At 64.9% G+C, this 24196-nt stretch carries 19 protein-coding genes; 18 read left to right on the forward strand and 1 reads right to left on the reverse strand.

Annotated features, from left to right (window positions below):
• Positions 1 to 78: 78 nt before the first annotated feature.
• Positions 79 to 423, reverse strand: coding sequence for a heavy metal-associated domain-containing protein (locus tag PV772_RS20845; protein ID WP_109045778.1), 345 nt, complete (start codon positions 421 to 423; stop codon positions 79 to 81).
• A gap of 221 nt (positions 424 to 644) precedes the next feature.
• On the opposite strand from PV772_RS20845, the gene PV772_RS20850 reads away from it, so the two are divergent.
• From PV772_RS20850 to PV772_RS20935, 18 genes are all read left to right on the forward strand, one after another.
• On the forward strand, positions 645 to 923 hold the full coding sequence (locus tag PV772_RS20850; protein WP_206073934.1) for a DUF2933 domain-containing protein: 279 nt from the start codon (positions 645 to 647) through the stop codon (positions 921 to 923).
• Entirely contained in the window at positions 913 to 1587 is a 675-nt protein-coding gene (locus PV772_RS20855; protein WP_109045799.1) for an isoprenylcysteine carboxylmethyltransferase family protein, read from the forward strand. Before PV772_RS20850 ends, PV772_RS20855 begins: the two co-directional genes overlap by 11 nt.
• A gap of 37 nt (positions 1588 to 1624) precedes the next feature.
• Positions 1625 to 2731: an FtsX-like permease family protein gene (locus tag PV772_RS20860; RefSeq protein ID WP_347887427.1), complete on the forward strand. Its 1107-nt coding sequence runs from the start codon at positions 1625 to 1627 to the stop codon at positions 2729 to 2731.
• Complete coding sequence (locus tag PV772_RS20865) at positions 2728 to 3456, forward strand: ABC transporter ATP-binding protein (RefSeq protein ID WP_109045775.1); 729 nt, start codon at positions 2728 to 2730, stop codon at positions 3454 to 3456. Before PV772_RS20860 ends, PV772_RS20865 begins: the two co-directional genes overlap by 4 nt.
• Positions 3453 to 4130, forward strand: coding sequence for a TIGR00730 family Rossman fold protein (locus PV772_RS20870; RefSeq protein WP_109045774.1), 678 nt, complete (start codon positions 3453 to 3455; stop codon positions 4128 to 4130). The genes PV772_RS20865 and PV772_RS20870 overlap by 4 nt, the downstream gene beginning before the upstream one ends.
• 530 nt (positions 4131 to 4660) lie before the next feature.
• Positions 4661 to 4924, forward strand: a complete 264-nt coding sequence (locus PV772_RS20875) for a hypothetical protein (RefSeq protein WP_109045773.1) — start codon at positions 4661 to 4663, stop codon at positions 4922 to 4924.
• A gap of 170 nt (positions 4925 to 5094) precedes the next feature.
• Complete coding sequence (locus PV772_RS20880; RefSeq protein ID WP_109045798.1) at positions 5095 to 7701, forward strand: heavy metal translocating P-type ATPase; 2607 nt, start codon at positions 5095 to 5097, stop codon at positions 7699 to 7701.
• Positions 7702 to 7712: 11 nt separating this feature from the next.
• The gene (locus tag PV772_RS20885; protein WP_347887428.1) at positions 7713 to 9074 is read left to right on the forward strand and encodes a phenylacetate--CoA ligase family protein; all 1362 of its coding nucleotides are present in this window, start codon (positions 7713 to 7715) and stop codon (positions 9072 to 9074) included.
• An 84-nt stretch (positions 9075 to 9158) separates the two neighbouring features.
• Positions 9159 to 11588 carry a phosphoketolase family protein gene (locus PV772_RS20890; protein ID WP_347887429.1) on the forward strand — a complete coding sequence of 810 codons (2430 nt, stop codon included), beginning with the start codon at positions 9159 to 9161 and terminating at the stop codon, positions 11586 to 11588.
• A gap of 1 nt (position 11589) precedes the next feature.
• On the forward strand, positions 11590 to 14856 hold the full coding sequence (locus PV772_RS20895; RefSeq protein ID WP_347887430.1) for a beta-phosphoglucomutase family hydrolase: 3267 nt from the start codon (positions 11590 to 11592) through the stop codon (positions 14854 to 14856).
• On the forward strand, positions 14849 to 15913 hold the full coding sequence (locus PV772_RS20900; protein WP_347887431.1) for a type II glyceraldehyde-3-phosphate dehydrogenase: 1065 nt from the start codon (positions 14849 to 14851) through the stop codon (positions 15911 to 15913). Before PV772_RS20895 ends, PV772_RS20900 begins: the two co-directional genes overlap by 8 nt.
• Positions 15910 to 16215 carry a DUF2933 domain-containing protein gene (locus tag PV772_RS20905; protein WP_109045768.1) on the forward strand — a complete coding sequence of 102 codons (306 nt, stop codon included), beginning with the start codon at positions 15910 to 15912 and terminating at the stop codon, positions 16213 to 16215. The genes PV772_RS20900 and PV772_RS20905 overlap by 4 nt, the downstream gene beginning before the upstream one ends.
• Complete coding sequence (locus PV772_RS20910) at positions 16205 to 16882, forward strand: isoprenylcysteine carboxylmethyltransferase family protein (RefSeq protein ID WP_109045767.1); 678 nt, start codon at positions 16205 to 16207, stop codon at positions 16880 to 16882. The genes PV772_RS20905 and PV772_RS20910 overlap by 11 nt, the downstream gene beginning before the upstream one ends.
• A 257-nt stretch (positions 16883 to 17139) precedes the next feature.
• Positions 17140 to 17598, forward strand: coding sequence for a hypothetical protein (locus tag PV772_RS20915; protein WP_109045766.1), 459 nt, complete (start codon positions 17140 to 17142; stop codon positions 17596 to 17598).
• 7 nt (positions 17599 to 17605) lie between these two features.
• Entirely contained in the window at positions 17606 to 18715 is a 1110-nt protein-coding gene (locus PV772_RS20920) for a cytochrome b N-terminal domain-containing protein (RefSeq protein WP_109045765.1), read from the forward strand.
• Between the two features lie 411 nt (positions 18716 to 19126).
• On the forward strand, positions 19127 to 20056 hold the full coding sequence (locus PV772_RS20925) for a DMT family transporter (RefSeq protein ID WP_347887432.1): 930 nt from the start codon (positions 19127 to 19129) through the stop codon (positions 20054 to 20056).
• Positions 20057 to 20154: 98 nt separating this feature from the next.
• Positions 20155 to 21822 carry an AarF/ABC1/UbiB kinase family protein gene (locus PV772_RS20930; RefSeq protein WP_109045763.1) on the forward strand — a complete coding sequence of 556 codons (1668 nt, stop codon included), beginning with the start codon at positions 20155 to 20157 and terminating at the stop codon, positions 21820 to 21822.
• Between the two features lie 136 nt (positions 21823 to 21958).
• A complete protein-coding gene (locus tag PV772_RS20935; protein WP_347887433.1) occupies positions 21959 to 24076 on the forward strand; it encodes an NUDIX domain-containing protein in 2118 nt (705 codons plus the stop codon).
• Positions 24077 to 24196 lie beyond the last annotated feature (120 nt).

Below are 24196 nucleotides of genomic sequence, written 5' to 3' on the forward strand. Positions count from 1 at the left end.
AACAACCACCGGCCCCACGGCAGCCTCGGAGGCAAAGCACCCATCAGCAGGTGCAACCAACCTACTGACTGAGTACAGCTAGTTCGCGCCGGCCAGGACGTAGCCGGAGGAGCTGACCGCTTCCGCCAGCGCTTTCCGGTCCGCGGTGCCGGTGACGGTCAGCCGCGACGTGCCGCCGGGCACCAGGTCCACCGTTGCCGACTCGACTCCGGCTACCCCAGAGACGGCCTGTTCAACGGTCCGGACGCAATGCCCGCAGGTCAGCCCCTCCACGGCGTACTGGGCTTGGACCCCTGGGCTGCCGGGCCGCTGATCGGCGGCAGCTGCCGGGTGCGTGTCCGCGGCCGGGGAGCAACAGCTGCAGCCCTGCTGGGCCGTGGAGGCCAGGGGCAGTTGGGTCCGTGATTCAGATGTTCCGCACATGTCAGTTTTCCTTCAAGCTAGGGATAGGAAAGGGGATGTTGCGGTTGAACGGCTGTGACGGCCTGAGCCTGGACAAACCACGTCACTGGCAACACCACAAATATACCCCCTAGGGGTATGCGTGGCAAGGGGTTGCCGCGCATCCGCAGGTACCGGGCTGCGGGCCGGGACGGGGACGTTAGGCACTATCGGGCCGGGTCAACGGGCACAACACTTGGGGCATGAGCATGCGACATCTTCCCGCTCCGGGGCGTATCCGGCCCGGGCCCTGGACGCAGGGACTGCTGACGGTCCTGATCGCGGTGGCCGCCGTGTACCTGGTTACGAACCATTGGCTCCATATCCTGGACGCGTTGCCGTACCTGTGGGTGGTGCTGATGTTGTCCATGCATTTGTTCATGCATGGCGGGCACGGCGGACATGGCGGGCACGGCAGCTCCACGCATCAGGGGCACGGCGGGCAGGAAGCCCCCGGCGGGGGTGGCGGCCATGTCCACTGACTACGGGTATGACCTGTGGGGGCTCGTGATCATCAATTCGGCGGTGTTCATCATCTTCGCGTTCAGTTTCGTCCGGCCCCGGACCAGGCTGGACTGGCGCGCCCTGGGCGGTTTCTCCGCGTTCATCGTGGCGCTGTTCACGGAGATGTACGGTTTTCCGCTGACCATCTATTTGCTGTCGGGGTGGCTGGGGAACCGGATCCCGGGTGGTGACCTGCTGAACCACAACACCGGCCATTTGTGGCAAGACCTGACCGGCTGGCAGGGCGATCCGCACCTAAGCCCGCTGCATCTGCTCAGCAACGTGTTGATCGCGGCCGGATTCTTCCTGCTCTACCGGTCCTGGCAGGTCCTCTTCGCGGCCCAACGGGACCACCGCCTCGCGGTCACGGGCCCTTACGGCCGGGTGCGGCATCCGCAGTACGTGGGGTTTTTGACGATTATGGCCGGGTTCCTGCTGCAGTGGCCCACCCTGCTGACCCTGGTGATGTTCCCGGTCCTGGTCATCGTGTACCTGCGCCTGGCCCGGAAGGAAGAACGGATGATGGAGGCCGAGTTCGGTGAAGAGTACGCCGCATACCGGCGCCAGGTCCCCGGCTTCGTCGCCCGGTTAGGACGGCGGACCGCCGGCACTGGAGGGCGGACACCGAAGGAGGGGCTGTAGTGCCCGGGCGGGCCCAGGCACCCCAGGAAGTAGCGCCATGCTCTTCCTGGCAATAAAGAACCTGGTCCAGGAAAAGACCCGGCTGCTGATCAGCGTCGGCGGGGTCGCGTTCAGCGTGCTGCTGATCATGAGCATCCAGGGCCTGTACCAGGGCTGGAGCAACAAGATCGGCGAATACATCCGCACCCTCCCGGCCGATTACTGGATCACCCAGACCGGCGCGACGGACATGTTCCACACCCCGTCCGTGCTGCCCCTGACCGTCCGGGACTTCCTCACCGGGGTTGACGGGGTCTCCAGCGCCAAACCGTTCAGCGGCCGCCGGGTCGCGTTCGCGCACAACGGCAAGGACATCAACCTCTACGTCATCGCCGACGACACTGAGAACAACGTCGGCGCCCCGGCCCGGGTGGTGGAGGGCAAGTCCGTCCCCGGCAAGGGCGAAATCATCATCGACCGGGTGGTCGGGCGCAGCCAGGACATCCGGATCGGGGACACCATCCCGGTCGCCGGCCGGACGCTGAAAGTCTCCGGCTACTCCGAGGGGGGATACATTCTCAGCTTCTCCTTCGCGTTCGCCACCAAAGAGGACGCCGAAAGCATCCTCCAGCTTCCCGGGGCCACCAACTTCTTCCTCGTCACCGTCAAAGACGGCAGTAACGCGGGCGCGGTCGCAGAACGGATCGAGGCCGACCCGGCTGTGGACGCCATCACCAAGGACAGGTTCGTGGAGAACAACACGAACATCGTCCGGGACACGTTCCTGCCCATCATCCTGGTGCTGCTGTTCATCGGGATTGCCGTGGGCATGACCGTCATCGGCCTGACCATCTTCACCTCAACCATCGAAAAGGCACGCGAATACGGTGTCCTGAAAGCCATCGGTGTGAGCAACCGCCAGCTCTACACCGTCGTGATCGAACAGGCCATCACCGCGGCCGTGCTCGGGTACCTCCTCGGAGCGGCCCTGGCCCTTGCTGTCAATGCGGCCGCAGGAACCTATGTGCCGGAGTTCATCACGGAAATCCGATGGCTGGACGCCGCCTGGATCCTCGCGGTCACCCTGGTGATGGCCGTGGTGGCGTCACTGCTGCCGGTGCGCCGGCTGTCCCGCATCGATCCGGCGGAGGTGTTCCGGGCATGAGCGTTGTCACCGTCCAGGACGTATCCAAGACCTTCGGGTCCGGCCACACCGCAGTGACCGCCGTGGACCACGTATCCCTGAGCGTCGACGCCGGGGACATCGTGCTCGTCATGGGTCCCTCCGGGTCCGGAAAGACAACCCTGCTGTCCATGATTGGCACCCTCATGTCCCCCACGAGCGGCCGGATCCTCATCGCCGGCCAGGACACCTCCACCCTTTCTCCGGCACAACTGTCCCGGATGCGGCTGCGCGAATTCGGTTTCGTCTTCCAGACCTTCAACCTGCTCTCGGCCCTCACCGCGGAGGAAAACGTCATGATGCCCCTGCTCACGGCCGGCGTGCCCCGGAAACAGGCGCGGGCCAAAGCCCGGGCCGCCCTGGAACAGCTCCGGCTCGGACACCGGCTGCGGAACCTCCCCCGGGATCTCTCCGGCGGGGAAAAGCAGCGGGTGGCCATCGCCCGGTCCCTCGCCAACGATCCCCGGCTGATCCTCGCCGATGAACCGACCGCCAACCTCGACGGAAAAACAGGGCAGGACGTGACCCTGCTCCTGTGCGAAACGGCCTGCAGCGAAAACAGGGCCGTCATCATCGTCAGCCACGACCAGCGGCTGCGGACCGCCGCAAAACGCGTCATCACCATCGAAGACGGCCGTCTGAGCACCGAAGAAGCCGGGGAACACAACCTGCATTGCAGCATGCACCCGGAAGCGGCGCCGACATGAAGATGACCGACCAGGAACTGCTAGTAGCCCTCGCGGACCCGGCCGAGGACCCGGCCCGGCTGGAACGGATCAGCACCGAAATCAAGACCGGATTCGGTCTGCTCTCACCCCGGCTCGGCAAAGCGGTCGCGGTCTTCGGCTCCGCCCGGCCCGGGCCCTCGGATCCCCGCTACGCCGTGGCCCGGGCCCTGGGCGCAGGGTGCGCGGAGGCCGGGTTCGCGGTCATCACCGGCGGCGGACCCGGCCTGATGGAAGCGGCCAACCGCGGCGCCATGGAAGCCGGCGGCACCTCCGTCGGGCTCGGCATCGAACTTCCCCGCGAACAGTCGCTGAACCCCTACCTCGATGTGTCCATGACCTTCCGGTACTTCTTTGCCCGCAAGCTCATGTTCGTCCGCTACGCCTCGGCTTTCGTGGTCCTTCCCGGCGGATTCGGCACACTGGATGAACTCTTTGAGGCACTGACCCTCGTCCAGACCGGAAAAATCCACGAATTCCCCGTCGTCCTGATCGGAACCGCGCACTGGGCCGGGCTCACGGACTGGATCCGGGACCGGCTCCAGGACCAGGGCTTCATCACGCCCGAAGACATCCGCCTGCTGCGGTGCACCGACGACATCGACGAGGCCGTCGAACTAATCCGGCAGTGCCACCTGCGCCAGCTCGCCCGGTGAACCCGGAGGCGCGATGAACCCGACGGGCACGGACCAGACCAGAAGCGCCCCCTGCCCGGCCATAATGCTCGGCATCACCGCAGCCTGGGGCCTGTGCTTCCTGGCGATCCGGCTCGGGCTCCAGGACGCCCCGGTCCTGTGGTTCGCCGCCCTCCGGGCGCTGATCGCGGCGTCGGAGTGGCTGCTGCGCTGCTTCTCAGAGCAGGCGTGCTGTCTTCTCCGTGGGCTGCGCACCTGGTGCGAGGCATCTTGCCGGGCTTGGCTTACGACAGCCGTGTACTCCTGGCGGGACCTACTCACCGCGCGAACACCTTGTGCCTGTCATCGGCAGCGGCCTCTCCCTGCTCCTCTCCGGAAACAGCCACCAGCCTGTGCCGAGCGGGTAGCGGCACCTTGTTCTTCCTTCTGGCTGGTAGGCGCAAACTCCCCAGCAGGCCATGCGTGGGACCAAAGCCTCTGATGCGCCAGGCCGCGCGGCAGCATAGTGAAGCCCAGAGGATGAGGCGCGCGCAAGGAAGAAGGAAGCGACCATGATGTTCTGGGACGGAAGCATGGGTACCTGGGGGTACGTCATGATGGTGGTGAGCTTCGTACTTTTTTGGGGTGCCATCATCTCTGCTCTCGTGATCCTGGCACGTTCGACAAGCGGCGGTGGTCGACGGTATGACAGCGGCGGATCCGCAGTATCGCGCGCAGGGCTGGCCGAGACCCTCCTCGCCGAACGCTTTGCCCGCGGTGAGATCGACGAGAGCGAATACGCAGCCCGCCTGACCGTGCTTCGACGCAAACCATGAAATTGGTGTCCCGACTTTCCCTAGATAACTTGAAGTATACCCCCTTGGGGTATACGTTCGGGGTAACCGGAAAGCGACGTCAAGGGCAACCCCCTCACGCAGTGAAGGTCTGGAAACGGGGTTCCCGAGCGATGCTCGGCTTCCTCAAGCACGCCTGCGAAAGGACGATCATGACAATTCAACCCAACCCCGCCCATGGAAGAGCGGCAACGCCGGAGCTAAAGAGCACTGTTGTGGAAGTCCGTGGCCTGCACTGGGCCACATCCAAAGCGGTCATAGAGCGGGTCCTCTCGCAGCGGCCCGGAGTTGCAGGGGTTGAGGCGAACCCCGTTGCTCAAACCGCGACCGTGAGCTTTGACCCGTCCGTGACCTCGGTGAAGCAGATTTCCGGGTGGGTCCGGGACTGCGGCTATCACTGCCGCGGGGAGTCCGTCCCCGACCACGTCTGCTACCCGATGGAAGAACACCACACCGCCGGGATGAAGCACGCCACGCTCACGACGAAGAGCACTGCCCACCCGCACACCGGTCACGCCCATCCCGGTACAGCACCGGCCGGGCCACCACAGGCGATGGAGCACGTTCACCACACCGGCCATGCCCCTGCACCGGCGGAACCGGGCACAGAGCATACCCACCCGGCGACGGACGCCCACGCCGGCCACGCAGGGCACGGCCCGGGGATGCAGGGTGGGATGGCCCGTACCCCGCAGGACATGATGGGGCACGGAGGCCACCACGGCGGGATGTCGATGGATGACATGGTCAAGGACATGCGCAACCGCTTCCTGGTCGCAGCGGTCCTGTCGATCGGTGTGACGCTTTGGTCCCCGATGGGCCGGGACATGCTCGGCTTCACCGCCCCGACACCGTTCGGGCTCCGCGATGACGTCATGGCTCTGATCCTGTCCCTTCCGGTCATCTTCTACTCCGCCTGGATCTTCTTCGACGGGGCCTACCGGGCGCTTAAGGCCCGCACCCTGGACATGATGGTCCTGGTCGCAATCGCCGTGGGCACCGGATGGCTCTACAGCGTCTGGGTCACCCTCACCGGGGGCGGCGAGGTGTTTTATGAAGCCGCGACCGTCCTGGCCTCCTTCGTGCTGCTGGGCCACTGGTTCGAAATGCGGGCCCGCGGCGGGGCGAACGAGGCCATCCGCACCCTGCTCGAGCTCGCCCCGCCGGTCGCGGTTGTGATCCGCGACGGCGAGACGGTCGAGATTCCCACCTCCGACGTCCAGGTGGGGGACCTGCTGCTGGTCCGGCCGGGATCGAAAATCCCCGTCGACGGGAAAGTCGAAGAGGGCCAGTCAGAGGTCGACGAATCCATGGTCACGGGCGAGAGCCTGCCGGTGACCAAGACCATCGGATCGGACGTGATCGGCGCATCCATCAACACCACCGGTACGATGCGGATCCGGGCCACCAAGGTCGGAGCCGACACCGCCCTGGCCCAGATCGTCGCCCTCGTCCAGGAAGCCCAGAACTCCAAAGCCCCCGGCCAGCGGCTGGCCGACCGGGCCGCGTTCTGGCTCGTCCTGGTCGCCTTGATCGGCGGGACCGTGACCTTCGCGGCCTGGCTCGCCCTCGGCGCCGGGCTCCAAGCGGCCATGCTGTTCGCCATCACCGTGGTCGTCATCACCTGCCCCGACGCGCTCGGCCTGGCCACACCAACGGCCATCATGGTCGGCACCGGTCTCGGCGCCAAACGCGGCGTCCTGTTCAAGAACGCCACCGCCCTGGAAGTCTCCGCCCGGATCGACACCGTCGTGATGGACAAAACCGGCACCCTGACCAAGGGCGAGCCCGAAGTCACCGACGTCGTCGTCGAAGGCATCGACAAAAACACCCTGCTGGCACTGGTCGCCGCCGTGGAAAAGGAATCCGAACACCCCCTGGCCGCCGCAGTGGTCCGCCATGCCCAGGCGCAGGGCGTACCCGAGCTTGCGGCGACGGAGTTCCTTAATGTTCCCGGCCACGGCGCCGGAGCGACCGTGGACGGACACCGGGTCCTGGTCGGGAACCGCAAACTCATGGTCGATGAAGGCATCGACCTCGGACCCCTGGCGCAGGTGCGCGAGGAACTCGCCGGCACCGGACGGACCGCCGTGCTCGTCGCCGTGGACGGCCGGCCTGCTGCGGTGATCGCCATGGCAGATGCCGCGAGGGAGACTGCCGCCGCGGCGGTCGCTGCCCTGCACGAGGCCGGAATTGAAGTCGTGATGCTCACGGGCGACAACGAAGCCACCGGCCGCAGGATCGCCGGCCAGCTCGGCATCGACACCGTCATCGCCGAAGTGCTTCCCGGCGACAAATCAGCGAAAATCGCCGAACTTCAACAGGCCGGGAAGAAAGTCGCCATGGTCGGTGACGGCGTGAACGACGCGCCGGCCCTGGCCCAGGCCGACCTCGGTATCGCGATCGGCGCCGGCACCGACGTGGCCATCGAAACCGCCGACGTCGTCCTCATGCGCTCGGACCCGCTCGATGTGCCCATCGCGCTGCGGATCGGCAAAGGCACCCTGCGCAAAATGCGCCAGAACCTGGGCTGGGCCGTCGGATACAACGCGATAGCCCTGCCCATCGCGGCAGGAGTTTTCGCCTTCGCCGGGATCGCCCTCAGCCCCGAAATCGCGGCCCTGTCGATGTCCGGATCCAGCTTCCTCGTCGCCGTCAACGCCCTCCTGCTCAAACGGCTCCGGCTGCCCCGCCCGGAAACACCCGAAGCCACCACCACCCATGAAACCCGGCCGCTGGCCCCGGCGGGCACCCGATAGGCAACCCGCCCATGGACCCAAGCCTCATCGCCCAGGTACTGTTCCTGCGCGCCGCGTGGCGACAAAGGGACCACTGGGACGACGCCCACATCACAGCCCACCAGGAACACGCCCTCCAAGAACTCCGCCGGGCGGCCTACGCCGGCTCCGAGTTCTACCGGCACCACCACGCAGGCCTCCACAACGCCCCGTTGGACCAGCTGCCGCCCGTCACGAAAGCTGACCTGATGGAGCACTTCGACGAGGCCCTCACCACACCGGACCTCAGGCTCGCTGACCTCGAAAACCATCTACGGGCCCTCACCCAGGCCGGAGGGGATCCGGGGCTGCCCTGGCAGGGCAAATGGTGGGCCGCGGCAACAGCCGGCACCACAGGCCGGCGCGGAACCTTTGTCTGGAACCGCACCGAATGGGCGACCGTCCTGGCCTCCTACGCCCGGGCCAACGACTGGGCCGGGATCTCCGCCGGCATTACCAGGCCCCTGAAAATGGCGCTCGTCAGCTCCCGCATCCCCACCCACCAGTCCGCCGTCGTTGGAGCATCCCTGCGCTCCAGAATCGTCCCCGCCCTCCGCCTGGACGTCACCGCCCCCATGGAAGAGACGGTCGCTGCGCTGAACGGGTTCCAACCCAGGATCCTGGTCGGCTACGCCTCAGCACTCAAACCCCTCGCCGCCGAGCAGCGTGCCGGCCGCCTACGCATCGCTCCGCAAGGCGTCATGTCCGCATCCGAGGTCCTCAGCCCCCATGCAGCAGCCGAACTGGAAGCCGCCTGGGGAAGTAAACCATTCGATGTCTACGCCGCCACCGAAACGGCAGGGATCGCATCCCCCTGCACCTACCGGAACCGTCACGTCTACGAAGACCTGCTCATCATCGAGCCCGTAGACACGGCAGGAAACCCCGTCCCAAACGGAACAACCGGCGCGAAACTCCTCGTCACAGTCCTGTTTTCCCGGACCCTCCCACTCATCCGCTACGAAATGTCCGACACCATCAAACTCGGCGGGCGGGGGTGCCCCTGCGGCCGCTCCTTCACTGTGCTCCAAGACATCGAAGGCCGCCTCGAAGACGTCCTCCACCTACCAGGGGAACAAGGCACCATCCACATCCACCCAATCGTCTTCCACCACATCCTCGACGAAGCCGGATACAACGGATGGCAGGTCATCCAGGAACCGACTAAAGTCCGTGTGCTCCTCGCCGGCCTCGCCCCGGGAGCCTCCACAGAAAACGTCCGCACCGCAGTAACAGCAGCGCTCAAGAAAGCCGGCGCAGCAGCCACGGACGTAGAAGTGCACATCACCGAACACCTCGAACGAACTACCCTCGGCAAAGCCCCGTTCGTCCGCGCATTGAAGGAAACACAATGAGCTGTGCCCTGCCTTCTGAGACCCAGTCTCATTGGGCAGGCACCGTCCCCGTTGCTTGTGACAGCACGAAAGGCAGGACTTCCAATGAACGACCCCCGATCTACACGTATCGAGGAATCTGTCCTCAGCCCGGCCCAGCTTGACCGCATCAATGCCTGGTGGCGGGCGGCAAACTATCTGTCAGTAGGACAGATCTACCTCATGGACAACCCGCTGCTGCGCGAACCGCTGCGCCCCGAGCACATCAAGCCGCGGCTGCTGGGGCACTGGGGCACCACCCCCGGCCTGAATTTCATTTACGCCCACCTGAACCGGGCCATCATGGACCGGGACCTGGACATGATCTACATCATGGGCCCCGGGCACGGCGGACCGGGCCCGGTGGCGTCGGCCTGGCTGGAAGGTACCTACAGCGAAACGTACCCGGACATTTCCCGGGACCTGGCAGGGATGAAGCGGCTGTTCCGCCAGTTCTCCTTTCCCGGCGGCATCCCCAGCCATGTGGCCCCGGAGACACCGGGGTCCATCCACGAGGGCGGGGAACTCGGATACGCGCTCTCGCACGCCTACGGCGCAGCGTTCGATAACCCGGACCTCATCGTGGCGGCAGTCATCGGTGACGGGGAGGCCGAGACGGGCCCGCTGGCTGCGAGCTGGCACTCGAACAAGTTCGTGAACCCCGGCCGGGACGGCACCGTCCTGCCGATCCTGCACCTGAACGGTTACAAAATCGCCAACCCCACCGTCCTGGACCGGATCAGCCATGACGAACTGGACTCGCTGCTGCGCGGATACGGCCACACACCGTATTACGTCGAAGGCTCGGATCCGGAACAAATGCATCAGGACTTCGCCCGGACCCTGGACGCCTGCCTGAACGAGATTCTTGAGATTAAGCGCGCTGCCCGGGAGGACGGCCGGACGGAACGGCCCCGCTGGCCCATGATCGTCCTGCGCTCTCCCAAGGGCTGGACGGGACCGGCTGAAGTGGACGGGCTGAAGGTGGAGGGAAGCTGGCGTTCGCACCAGGTGCCCTTCACCCAGGCCCGGGAAAACGACAGCCATCGTGCCGTATTGGAGCAGTGGCTGCGCAGTTACCGGCCCGAGGAGCTCTTCGACGACGCGGGTGCTCCGGTGGCGGCGGTCGGCGGGTTGCATCCGGCGGGGGAGCGGCGCATGAGCGCGAACCCGCACGCGAACGGTGGGCTGTTGCTGCGCGACCTGCGTATGCCAGACTTCGCCGGCTATGCCGTGCCCGTGGCCCATCCCGGCACCGGGGCGGTGGAATCGACCCGGGTCCTGGGCACGTTTCTGCGGGACATCATGGCTGCGAACATGGACAATTTCCGGGTCTTCGCCCCGGACGAAAACAACTCCAACCGGCTCGGCGCCCTATTCGACGCGACCGAGCGGGCCTGGAATGCCCGGACTGTTCCCGAGGATGACCATCTCGCCCGGAACGGGCGGGTTATGGAAATCCTCTCCGAACACACCTGCCAGGGCTGGCTGGAAGGCTACCTGCTCTCCGGCCGGCATGGATTTTTTTCCTGCTACGAGGCGTTCATCCACATCGTCGACTCGATGTTTAACCAGCACGCCAAGTGGCTGACCACGACCAACGACATCCCATGGCGCCGGCCTGTCGCTTCCCTGAACTACCTGCTGACCTCCCATGTGTGGCGGCAGGACAACAACGGGTTCTCGCACCAGGACCCGGGGTTCATCGATCATGTGATCAACAAGAAGACCGACGTTATCCGCGTCTACCTGCCGCCGGACGCCAACACTCTGCTCTCAGTGGCCGACCACTGCCTGCGTAGCCGTCAGTACGTCAACGTCATTGTCGCCGGCAAGCAGCCCCAACTGCAGTACCTTGACATGCATCAGGCGATCGTGCACTGCACCAAAGGCATCGGCATCTGGGACTGGGCGAGTTCGGACGCGGACGGGGAACCCGACGTCGTCATGGGCTGCGCTGGGGACGTGCCAACGATGGAAACCCTCGCCGCCGTGGACATCCTCCGCGGCCGGTTTCCGGATCTGAAGATCCGCGTGGTCAACGTTGTTGACCTCATGCGTTTGCAGGATGACACGGAACATCCCCATGGCCTCACCGGTCGGGACTTTGATGCCTTGTTCACCACCGAGAAACCGGTGATCTTCGCCTACCACGGCTACCCATGGCTGATCCACCGGCTGACGTACCGCCGGACGAACCACGACAACATCCATGTCCGCGGCTACAAGGAGGAGGGCACCACCACGACCCCGTTCGATATGTGCGTGCTCAACCAACTCGACCGGTTCAACCTGGCCATCGACGTCATCGACCGGGTGCCCAGGCTAAAAGACGTTTCGGCGCACGTGCGCGAGGAACTCAAGAACAGGCTCATCGAGCACCGTCAGTACATCCGCACCCATGGTGAAGACATGCCGGAAGTCCGGAACTGGGAGTGGACGTCCGCGCCGGGCCCCGTCACCAGCCACGCTGATGAAGTAGCGGAACCGGAATAGCATGACGGAGGTCCACTCGGGCGGCGGCCCCGGCCCCTCCACTGCATCCGGACATGGGCCGGCATTGCCGTATCAGGCGGTACTGTTCGACATGGACGGGGTTGTTACCCAGACCGCCGTCGTCCACGCGGCGGCCTGGAAGCAGCTCTTCGACTCGGTTCTTCAGGATCCCAGGCTCACCGGGAGCCCCAGGAGGGATCCGTTCGACGAGAATACGGATTACAGGCAGTATGTCGACGGCCGGCAGCGCGAAGACGGAGTCACTGCCTTCCTCGCCTCCCGCGGCGCCGGGCTGCCGGCCGGCAGCCCGGCCGACGGGCCGGACGTCTGGTCCGTCCATGGGCTCGGCGCCCGCAAAAACGACCTGTTCCTCCAGGCCGTGACGCGCGATGGCGTCCAAGCCTACCCCGGAACCACGGCCCTGTTGGCCCGCCTGCGTGCCGCAGGCATCCCCGTGGGCCTGGTCACCGCCAGCCGAAACGCCCGGGCCTTGTTGGCCGCTGCCGGCGTTGACACCGCATTCGACGTCATCATCGACGGAGAAGTCGTCGCCGGACAGGGCCTGCCGGGCAAACCCGACCCTGCCATGTTCCTCGAGGCGCTGCGCCGGCTTGGCGTGGCACCGCGCCGCGCAGCGGTTATCGAGGATGCCGCCGCCGGTGTCCAGGCAGGACGCCGCGGCGGCTTCGGACTGGTCGTCGGCATCGACCGCGCCGGGCATCGGGAACAGCTGGAACTCGCCGGCGCTGACATTGTTCTCGGCGATGTCTCTGAGCTTGATCTGGGGGCTTCACGCATCGATCCGTGGGCGCTGGTCTACGAAGGGTTCGACCCTGCCCACGAAGGCCACCGGGAAGCGTTGACCGCTCTTGGCAACGGGTACATGGCAACACGGGGCACCCGGCCGGAACGCGCTGACGACGGCGTCCACTATCCCGGGACCTATCTTGCCGGCGTCTATAACCGGACGACAAGCACCATCCACGGCCGCGATCTGGAAGAAGAGCATCTGGTCAACGTCCCCAACTGGCTGCCCTTGGATGTACGCATCGGCGACGGGCCGTGGTGGTCCACCGGGGATATTCAGGTCAGCGATGAGCGAAGCGAGCTCGACCTGCGCCGGGGCCTGTTGATTCGCCACGCAACCCTGACCGGCCCGGACGGGGAACAGCTCACCGTCGTGCAGCGTCGGCTGGTCTCCATGCACGATCCCCATCTGGCGGCACTGGAGACTACTCTGACAGCCCACGGTTTTAACGGGACCGTGGGCATCCGGGAAGGAATAGATGCCCTGGTGGCCAACACGAATGTCCGCGACTATGCCGGCACCGGGCAACGGCACCTGACCGATCCTGAATTCACCGAAACGGACAGCAGCACCGTCCTGTGCGCCGTCCAGACCAGCCAGAGCAGGATACGCATCGCCCTGGCCGTCCGGACGGTGTTCGACGGCGCCACGCCGGCAACACCCCGGGACGCCGGGAGCGACGGCGGACGCTACCAGCGACAGTTCGACCTCCGGCTGACCGACGGAGAACCCGCGACCATAACCAGGACCGCGTCGCTGGCAACCTCCCGCGACGGAGCAATTTCCTCGCCCGAGGCCGCGGCCCTGACAGCGCTTTCCCGCGCTGACGGCGGCTTCACCGCACTGCTCAAAGACCACGAAGCGGCCTGGCGGCGACTGTGGGAGCTGTTCGGAACCAGCCTCGACGGCGACCGGCAGTCCCGGCTGGTGCTCAACCTGCATGTGTTCCACCTGCTGCAGACCATCTCGGTGCATACTGCAGCCCTCGATGCCGGCGTGCCGGCCCGTGGCCTGCACGGGGAAGGGTACCGCGGGCACGTCTTCTGGGACGAACTGTTCGTCTTCCCCGTGATCGGTCTCCGGCTCCCGGACGTCAGCCGGGCCCTGCTGGAGTACCGCTGGCGCCGGCTGGATGCTGCCCGTGACGCTGCACGCACCCAGGGACTCCGGGGGGCGCTCTTCCCCTGGCAGAGCGGCAGCGACGGTCGGGAGGAGACGCCCCGCCAGCTCTACAACGCCCGGTCCGCCCGCTGGATGCCGGACAACTCCAGCCGCCAGCGCCACGTCGGACTCGCCGTCGCGTACAACGCGTGGCAGCATTTCCAGGCCACGGGGGACCGGGACTGGCTGGCGGCCCGCGGCGGGGAACTGATCATCGAAGTGACCAGGATGTTCGCCTCGCTGGCCGACTATGATCCGGCAGGAGACAGGTTCCACATTTCGGGGGTGATGGGACCTGACGAGTATCACGACGGGTACCCGGAGACGCCCGGGACCGGCCTGCGTGACAACGCGTACACCAATGTGTTGCTCTCCTGGCTGTGTGAACGCGCCGCCGATGTGCTGGCAGAACTCGCAGGCCATCCCGGCGATGACCTCACCGGACGGCTGCAGGTCACGGCGGAGGAGATCAGCCGCTGGTCCCGGCTCAGCCGCCGGCTCGCCGTGCCGTTCCATGCCGACGGAGTCCTCAGCCAGTTCGACGGTTATGAAGACCTGGCGGAGCTTGATTGGGGGCGGTATCGCACAATATACGGCAATGTCGGGCGGCTCGATCTGATCCTCGAAGCCGAAAACGACGCCACCAACCGGTACAAACTCGCCAAGCAGGCCGACGTCCTGATGCTGATCTACCTGTTGGGGCCAGCGGGGGTGATCGGGCAGCTGCACCGGCTCGGCTACCCGTTCACCGAGCCAGATCTGGAGCGCACCGTGGAGTACTACCTGGCCCGGACCGCCAACGGATCAACCCTCAGCCGGGTGGTGCACGCCTCGGTACTGGCACGGATTGACGAATCCCGGGCCTGGCAGGTCTTCCGTGAAGCCCTGGTCGCCGATCTGGACGACACTCAGGGTGGAACCACCCGGGAAGGGATCCATCTCGGCGCGATGTCCGGGACCGTCGACATCATCAGCAGGGCTTTCGCCGGCCTTCAGACAGAGGCCCACGCGCTGACCTTTTCTCCCCGGCTCCCGGCCCGGCTGGGAAGTGCCGGGTTCCAGGTCCTCTACAGGGGCCACCGCATCGATGTGTCCCTGAGCGCGGAAACGCTGCGGGTTCATCTGCAGCCCTGCAGCGCACCCCCTGTGCGGATAGGCGTCGAAGGACTCTATCAACAGCTCGCCGGCGGGGATGAAATGGACTTCTCCAGGCACCGAAGAAAACAGGAATCCTCGGGGCTGAGAACCTCCGTCGACAAAACAACGCAACCGCAAGTGGGAAGGCATACCAATGAATAAGACCAAAGTGGCCGTCAACGGATACGGAGTCATCGGCAAACGGGTAGCGGACGCCGTCCAGCTGCAGCCGGACATGGAACTGATCGGCGTCGCCGACATCATCACCGACTGGCGGATCCGCTCCGCCGCGGGACGCTTTCCCCTGTTCGCAGCCACCGCCGAAGCCCGGGACGCCATGGGCCAGGCAGGCCTGAGTATTTCCGGAGACCTGGAGGACCTGCTGGTCCAAGCGGACGTCGTCGTCGATGCGACCCCCAAACATGTGGCGGCCGGCAACCTGCCCCGCTACCGGGCGTCAGGGGTGAAAGTCATCCTGCAGGGCGGTGAATCCCACGACACCACAGGGCATTCATTCGTAGCGCAGGCCAACTACGACAGCGCACTGGGCCGGGACATGACCCGTGTCGTCTCCTGCAACACGACCAGCATCGTCAGGGTACTCGGGGCCCTACGGGATGCAGGCCTGCTGGCCAAGGCCCGCGGAGTCCTCATCCGCCGTGCCACCGACCCCTGGGAATCACATCTTGGCGGGATCATGAACACCATGGTCCCGGAACCGAAAATACCGTCCCACCAGGGCCCGGACGCCAGGACCGTCCTGCCCGATCTGGACGTCGTCACGATTGCAGCCAAGGGCGCCCACACCCAGACCCATAACCACTACTGGACACTCCAGCTCACCCGGGCCGCCAGCCGGGAGGAGGTCCTCGCAGCGCTTCGTGCCGCACCCCGGATAGCCTTCATCCGGATGGCTGACGGACTGGTCGCGCTGAACTCGACCATCGAACTGATGAAGGATCTTGGCCGGCCCCGCGGAGACATGTGGGAAGTCGCCGTCTGGGAGGAACTGGTCACCGTCGACGGGGATGAGGCCTACCTGACGTACCAGGTCTACAACGAGGCCATCGTCGTACCCGAAACCATCGACGCCATCCGCGCCCTGGCCGGATCCGCCCCGGACGCAGTGACATCGATGACGATGACCGACTCAACGCTGGGCATGAGGCAGGACTTCCTCGCCGAACATCTGCCCTTCATGCCGGGAGGCCAGCCATGAACCACGACCACCAGCATCCGGCCGGCGGCCAGCCCGGGACGCCGCCTCCCGTGCAGCCCGTTCAGGACCGCAGTGCCCTGTATCTGCGTGGCGGGCTGACTGTCCTGATCATCATCGCCGTCTTCTACCTTTTGACCAATCACTGGCTGCACGTGCTGGACGCACTACCCTACGTGTTCGTGGTGGGGATGATGGCGATGCACCTGTTCGGCCACGGCGGCCACGGCGGCCACGGCGGCCACGGAGGCCACGGAGGCAGCCCCGACGGAACTGCAGGACGGAGTTCGGGCAATGTCAACTGACTTCGGGTACAACCTGTGGTTCCTGGTGATTCTGAACTCTGCAATATTCATCATCTTTGCCTTCAGTTTCGTCAAACCGAAAACGAGCCTCGACTGGCGGGCTTTCGGCGGCTTCGCCGCATTCATCGTCGCGCTGTTCACGGAGATGTACGGCTTCCCGCTGACCATCTACTTCCTCTCCGGCTGGCTGGGAAGCCAGTTCCCGAACCTGAACCTCCTGACCCACAATTCAGGACATCTCTGGCAGGACCTCATGGGGTGGCAGTGGGACCCCCACCTGAATCCTCTGCACCTGCTGAGCAATGTGCTCATAGCAGCCGGTTTCATCCTGCTTTATCGCGCATGGCAGGTTCTATATGCCGCCCAACGGGAACACCGGCTGGCTGTCACTGGTATCTATGCCCGCCTCCGCCACCCGCAGTACCTGGGGTTCCTGACCATCATGTTTGGTTTCCTGCTCCAATGGCCGACCCTCCTGACCCTGATCATGTTCCCGATTCTGCTAGTTGTTTACCATCGGCTCGCCCGCCGGGAGGAAAAAACAATGGTGGCCGAATTCGGCGAGGAATACCTCGCCTACGCCCGCCTGGTCCCAGGTTTCATCCCCCGGTCGAGCAAGAACAAAGGCGTACCGCGTATTCAGGGCGGCACTGACCAACCTCAGTAGCCATGGCTGGGGCTTGCGGGGACCCGGTCAGGCGCACTCAATGCAGGAATCATCCATGTTGGGAGCCATCCATGCGAACGAAACCCGGATCTGGAAGATCCGGCGACCGCGACACCAGACATCCAGTGTCGCGGTCGCTCTTTGCCGCAAGAACATGCGCAGCTGTCCTGCTGGCCTGCTTCTTCCTCGTCGGAGGAGTTCCAGCGGCCCCGCTGGCGTCTGCACATGAGGGAGACCCTTCCTCAGAGGGGTATCTATTGGTTCAACAGGCGCTGGGGCACCTCGTCCACGATCCGGGGAACATCGGGCCCGCCCTGGAGAAAATCGACGCGGCCCTCGCCGCGCCGGACCAGGACGGGGTATCCCGGGCTGAACTCGAGCAGGCCAAGGCCGCCCTCCAGGCGGGAAATTCAACCCAGGGACGTGCCCTTCTGCAGGAGTCCATCACGGTGGCCCTCAGCACTTTGAAGCCCGCGACCGGCGAGGAGACCGGGACAACAGTTCTCCTTGACCCGCTCCCGCCCCGCAGTGGCCTGACCGGAGCGGACTGGGGGATTCTGACTGTCTCCATGCTGGCGATTCTCACGGGACTGGTGCTGGCATACATGTTCCGCCCGGCCGAAAACGTCCAGGAACTCCGGTTGCTGCTTGCCTGGAAGCACAGACGCCAGGATCTGCCACCAAAACATGAGCGGTCACGCCGGAAGGAGCGGTGAATCTGACATGAACGATGAAACGGCACGCCTCGGCGGCCAAACCCCGGCACATGCCCCGCGCCCTGGTCGGTTCCGGCGCCTGATGGATGTGATCGATGAACGCCTCGGCATCGGCGCCCTGGGGTACGGCGTCCCCGAACACGCGAACTCCCTGGCCTGGAGCCTGGGGGGTGTGACAGCAGCAGCCTTCGGAATCCTGCTGCTGAGCGGCATTCTGCTGGTCCAGTTCTACAGCCCCACACCGGAAACGGCTAACCAATCGGTCCGCGGCATCGTCAACGACGTCTGGGGCGGAAGCGTTCTGCGGGGGCTGCACTTTTGGGCCTCCCAAGCAATGTATGTCACCGCGGCCCTGCACCTGATCAGGGTCTTCGTTACAGGCTCATTCAAACGCCCGCGCGAAGGAAACTGGCTTATCGGCGTCGCACTTTTCGCACTGATAACCCTCGCCCTGTTCACAGGAACGGTCCTGAAGTGGGACCAAGAGGGCTTTGAAGCGCTGGGCCACAACGTTGAGATCGGGAATCTGCTCGGCGGGGCAGGGTTCTGGTTTTCCGCCGAGTTCGCTAATCAAGTCTCAATCCTCGTGCGGATCTACGGCGCGCACGTGGTGATCCTTCCAGGGACCATCCTCGTCCTCATGACTCTGCACGGGCTTCTGGTAAAACGCCACAAAATCTCTCCGCACCCTTCCCTGCCGGCCGATGTCTCAGGGGAACAGGCCGCGGCTGCGGAACCGACCGAACCCTTCACCCATCACCTGCGCCGCATCGGCGCGTTCGGTCTGGTGCTGGCCGGCGTGCTTGGGATCCTGGCGGTTTTCCTTCCACCTCCGGTGGGTGCGACACCGGTCGCCGGAATCGAAGTGACCAGGCCTCCGTGGAATTTTTGGTGGCTCTACACACTGGAGGACTGGTTCGGTCTGCCCGCCATCCTTTTTGCTGAGATCGCGTTTTTCCTCTTCCTGGCCGCGGTTCCCTTTGTGGACCGGAGCCGGTACCGGCTGTGGCGACGGCGCCCCGTTTCGATCGCCGCCGGTCTTGTGCTGTTGCTGAGCATCCTGACGCTCACGCTTCTCATATTGTTCCTTCCGGTCAAAGAACATCTGGGGGCATGAGCATGCGCACGCCACCAACACTTCCTCTCGCGGGCCGGCGGGCACGGCGGGCATTTTGGATGCTGGTCACTGCCGCAGTTTTGTCGGCAGGTTCATTAACGGGCGCTCTCGCTGCGGCCCCTGCCCCTGCCACTGGCTTATGGACGGCCGCCAGCGGAACCATCCTGGCCGTCTCGCTGAGCCTCGCTGTGCGTATTCTCAACTTCCAGGACCGGGCACGCGGTGCACCGGATCAGCGGCCCGAGAGGCTTTCTCCCGGCGCCGTTCAGGACAACTCATGAGCGCTGGCCGCCTCGTCGAACCAACAGCCCTGACCACTTCGCCGGATCTGCCTAATAAACAAGAAGAGGCCAAGCCGATGGCTGTGCCGGCCGAAAGACTCTCCGGTGTCCCGCCGATGAAGGAGCTGCTGTGCGCATACCCCCGACAGTAGTAAGTGCCGGACAGGTCGGAGACCTCCGGCGGCCCAACCCCATACGGATGCTGTGGATTACCTTTGCCTGGGGCTCGTGCTTTCTGGCGATCAGTATCGGTCTGAAGGACGCCCCGCTCCTGTGGTTTGCCGCGTTGCGTGCGCTCATAGCCGGCGCAGTGCTTCTCGCAGTTGCGGTATTCCGGCGGGAACCGACGCCGCGCGGGGCACGGACCTGGGCCCTGATAGCCGTGATGGGAATTGTCAATGTCACCCTGGCTTTCAGTGCCATGTTCGGCGGTCTGGCCGGTCTATCCACTGGAGCCGCCTCCGTCCTGGCCAATGCACAGCCCTTGCTCATAGTGCTTCCGGCCTGGTGGATATACAAGGAGCGCGTGTCGGCGCGAACGCTGGCAGCAATGGGGACAGGCTTCGCCGGGCTACTGGCAGTTGCCCTGCCCAGCGGGACCGGCACCGGTGCGTGGCTGTCAATCACGGCGGCTCTTGCGGTCACCGCAGGGACGTTGATTTCGAGGCAGGTGAAAGCCGATGTCCTGCAGGTGATTGCCTGGCATTTCCTGATCGGTGGCGCAATTCTTGCCGTCATCGCCGTGCTGACAGAGGGGGCGCCGGTCATCAACTGGGGTGTGCGCTTCATCGGCATTATCCTGTACGTTTCCCTCGTGGGTACCGCTGCGGCCTTTCTCGGCTGGTTCACAGAAGTCCGGCAGTGCCGCCTGGACGCGGTCACGGCATGGACCTTCCTGGTTCCGGTCTTCGGCATCCTGTTGTCCATGGTTGTGTTGGGTGAACGCCAAAGCAGTTGGAGCTTGGCGGGCATGGTCCTGGTTATCGTGTCCATGGTTGTCCTTGTGCTGCCGCGAAGACAGCCCGCCCCGCAAAGGCCTGAAAACGTCCGGAGACAGTAGACCACGGCACGCTGCATGGACGGGCAAGGCGTGCAGGAACGCGCGGGACGGCCTTCCACTTCGAAGACTCCCAGATCACGCAGAAATCAGAACGGACAATGACACCGAACATACGTATGCACCGCTATCAGGAAATCAGCGAGGTCCTGGCCCGGCACGGGCTGGGATTCCTCGTGGGCATCACCGGACTCGAGCGGTGGGTCCCGTTCCACCTGGGGCTCATAGGCCATGAACGAAGAGCCGAGCCCTACACGAATCCGGAGCACTTGCGGTTGGCCTTCGAGGATTTGGGACCGACGTTCATCAAGCTCGGCCAACTCCTCTCCACCCGCCCTGACCTCTTGCCGCCTCAGTATCAGTCGGAGCTGGCCAAACTCCAGGACGGCGCCCCGCCCGTGCCAGGCCCAACGATCCGTCAGCTTATCCGCGACGAGCTCGGGGCCGAGCCGGAAGAGGTGTTTGCGGACTTCACCCTCGAACCCTTGGCGAGTGCGTCTATCGGCCAAGCCCATGCAGCAACTCTTCACGACGGAACACCCGTCGTGGTAAAAGTCCGGCGGCCCGACGTCATTCCCATGATCGAGGCGGACCTGGATATTCTGCAGAACCTCGCGGTCCAGATCAGCCGCCGGTGGGAAGCGGCGGCTGACTACAATCTCCCCGGCATAGCCGCGGAGTTTGCACAGACTCTGAGGGCAGAACTCGACTATCTGCAGGAAGGGCGGAATGCGGAGCGATTCGCCCACAACTTTGCCGCCGATCCCGAAGTTCACATTCCGCGCGTTTTTTGGGAGACAACTACATCCCGGGTGCTGACGCTGGAGCGGATCGTGGGGATGAAAGTCAATGATCTCGCGGCCCTGGACCGCGCAGGGATCGACCGTGCTGCGCTGGCTGTCCGGTCCGCGGGCACAGCAGTCAAAATGGTCTTCGAAGACGGGTTTTTCCATGCCGATCCGCATCCAGGCAACCTGTTCATCGAACCCGGCGGCCGCATAGGTCTCATCGACTTCGGCATGGTCGGCGAGGTGAACGACAAGCTGCGCGACCAACTCGGTGTCCTGCTGACTGCATTGGTCCGAAGCGACCCGGCCCGTGTCGGCTCCGCTTTGCTGAACCTTTCCGTAACCCGACAGCCCGTGGACCGAAGCCGGCTGCGCTCGGACGTCACCCGGTTTATTGCCCTCTACGAAGGCCGCCAACTACGTCAGATCGAAATCGGTCGGCTGATCACCCAAGCGGTCGCGCTGATGCGCAACTATCACCTGCAGATGCCTCAGGAACTGGCGAAGCTCCTGAAGATGATGATCATGGCTGAAGGCATCGGAGTTGAACTGGATCCCGGCTTTAATCTGAGCGTGGTACTTGCCCCGTACGCGAGAAAGATGATGTTCGCCCGCTTCGCGCCGCAGGCGTTGGCCGCGCGGATAGCCGCAGCCGGTGCTGACGCAGCGGAACTGGCCGCGGACCTGCCGGAATTACTTCGTCGCGTCGTGGATACCCTTGACACAGGAGGCATGGAAGTCCATTTACGGGCCGCGGAGCTCGAACCCCTGGTCGGGCGGATGGAACGCATCGGCAACCGCCTGGTAGCAGGCATGATTGCTGCGGCGCTGATCGGAGGTGTCGGGGCTCTGACGGCGGGGGATAAGGAACGTTGGGGCAGTTGGGAGAGACCACTAATGCGCGCCGGGCTGGGCGCTGGCGGTGCGCTTGGCGCTTATCTGGTCTGGACTTCACGGGGTGCGGGGGGATCACCTCGATGAGGAGTCAAGATTCCGGCCGCCAGACCGGATCCTGCTGCGCATCCATACTCCTGGCGGGCTCGGCCCGAATGCCTCCACCGCCAATCCATGCCTGTCAGTCTCAGCGACATGAAACTGCAACAGCGAAGGATGCATCGTGAAGGATCGAGGCTGGGATGGGGAAGCGAAGGACACCGGAAGAATCGCCCTCGTGACGGAGAGCGCTCCCGGGGCGGCCAAGGTCCAAGGGAGGACTACGTCTGCAACCATGACGGATTGTGCCGCCTGCGTTGCCCGGCCATCGTCGCTACCACAACGGGTGGCGTCCATCCAGGCAGCCATCGCCGCCGAGAGAGAGCCACTGGTCGTCCTCACACATCTGCTGCAGCTGTGCCGGGACGAGCATCCCATACTGCAGGAGCGGATCCAGGATGCCGGCTGCCGCGCTAAGGCCGATCTGATCACAGCCGGCGTCAGGGCCCTGATGCCCACCACATCAACCGAATCCGAGCTGCGCCCTCAGGTTGCCGCTGCCCTGGCGGCGGCGCTGACCGCAGACGAGGGCCTGCCCGCCGTCGTTGTCGCACGGCTACTGGCCGAACTCCTGGATGAACAGTACTGCCATAGCTTCCGCGAATCCTTCCGCCGACGGAGCCCCTACCAGCCAGGCGTTGGTGATCCCATCCCACTGGACAGTCCAGACCTCCGACATGTGACCGCGCTGACCGCCACCTCCCCGCCGTGGCGGCTGGCCAACCGTCTGGATGAAACCCGTCATGTCCGGCTTGCCGGAGAATGGGCCACACAGTTCCAGGTCATCTTCGACTACAGTCTCGCCCGCGAGCTCAGCGGGATCCTTGGTCCCGACACCATCGTGGCAACCTGCCATCCCAACCGCACTCTGGCTGAGTTCCACTTCCCGGCGGACGCCAGCGGGCGGACCTTCCCGATCCGCCCGAAAGATGAAGACAAACAGCATCAGGAGATAGACCGGCTGGTCCATGCAGCAGTCGCAAACGGCGCGAGCATTGTTGTCCTGCCCGAGCTGTGCGTTACCGAGTCCCTAGCCGCCCGGCTGCAGAGCTGGACCTGCCGGACCGGCGGCCCCAGGATGCTGGTCGCAGGCAGCTACCATCACGACGACGAGCACGACGGGTCGCCGCGGCGGCGTAACACGGCCACCGCCTACCTCCGCGGCGTGCCTGCCCCGTTGACCCACGACAAGCACTCCCCGGCCGACCGGCCGGTCAACGAAGATATCCAACCCCAAGGCTGGCCGCAGCTACGGGTTCATGTCAGTGACGACGGATGGCATCTGGTACTGGCAATCTGTCGGGACCTGCTCAATCCCCACGCCGTGCATGCTCTTGCCGAGTCGGGCGTCAACCTCCTGCTGGTACCGGCGATGAGCGATACCCTCGTTGCCTTTGGCGGCCCGGTGGCGAACCTTGTAGGATCCGGCCAGGCCTTCGTGGCGGTAGCAAACAACCCAGCAGATTTCTCCGGACCAGCCGACCTGACGGTCCACCGTCCTGCCCGGGCGCTGTTCGGTCATCCGGGTTTTGGGCAGTTGACCCGGCTGATGCAACCGGCCAACTCCGCTCCCGGAGTGGGGCTGCTGCGCGTCCAAACCGGACAACTTCAATGGCTCGACTCCGACTCCGACTCCGACTCCGACCGGACAAGGCCGAGCCGCGTCCCGTCCGTGCGGCCGCCATGGGCCGACACGTTGGCCCGGCTGACCGGACATGATCGTCCAGAACCGAACCGCCAGCCAAACCCGGTCACACTTAAACAGGCTGCAGTGCTTGTGCTTCTCACAGACAGCCCGCACGGCCCGTCCGTGCTCCTCACTGAACGGGCATCCGATCTAACCAACTACCCGGGACAGCTGGTCTTCCCGGGCGGCGCTGCCGAACCCGGCGACCACGGTCCGGCCGCTACGGCGCTCCGCGAGGCCCGTGAGGAAACCGCATTGGACCCGGGCAGTGTGCACATCCTGGGCATTCTCCCCGCGATCGCCCTTTTCGAAAGCGGGTTCCTGCTGACGCCCGTCATCGCATGGTCTGCGGGGCCGGTCTTCACCGGTACGGTCAACATAGCCGAGGTCAGCCGTATCACCACAATTCCGTTGTACCAGCGGAAAGGCACCGGACAACAGAGGCAGGACCCTACGCAGGAGGAAGAAACCGCGGTGGAACGCGAGTCGTCGACGCTGGGAGCGGGCACGAGCGCGATACTTGACATGCTCAGAGGCATGCTTTGGGCCCGATGAGCGCCGGGACAACGGGGCACTGACAGGGCCGACGAACCACTCGCCGATAACGCCGGTCATGCTTCAGTCCGCGGCACGGAAGAGGCTGGCCCTGACCGGGAAACCCCTCACATCGCCCGT

It is taken from the genome of Pseudarthrobacter sp. CC12, from assembly GCF_039907755.1.
Lineage (GTDB): Bacteria > Actinomycetota > Actinomycetes > Actinomycetales > Micrococcaceae > Arthrobacter > Arthrobacter niigatensis.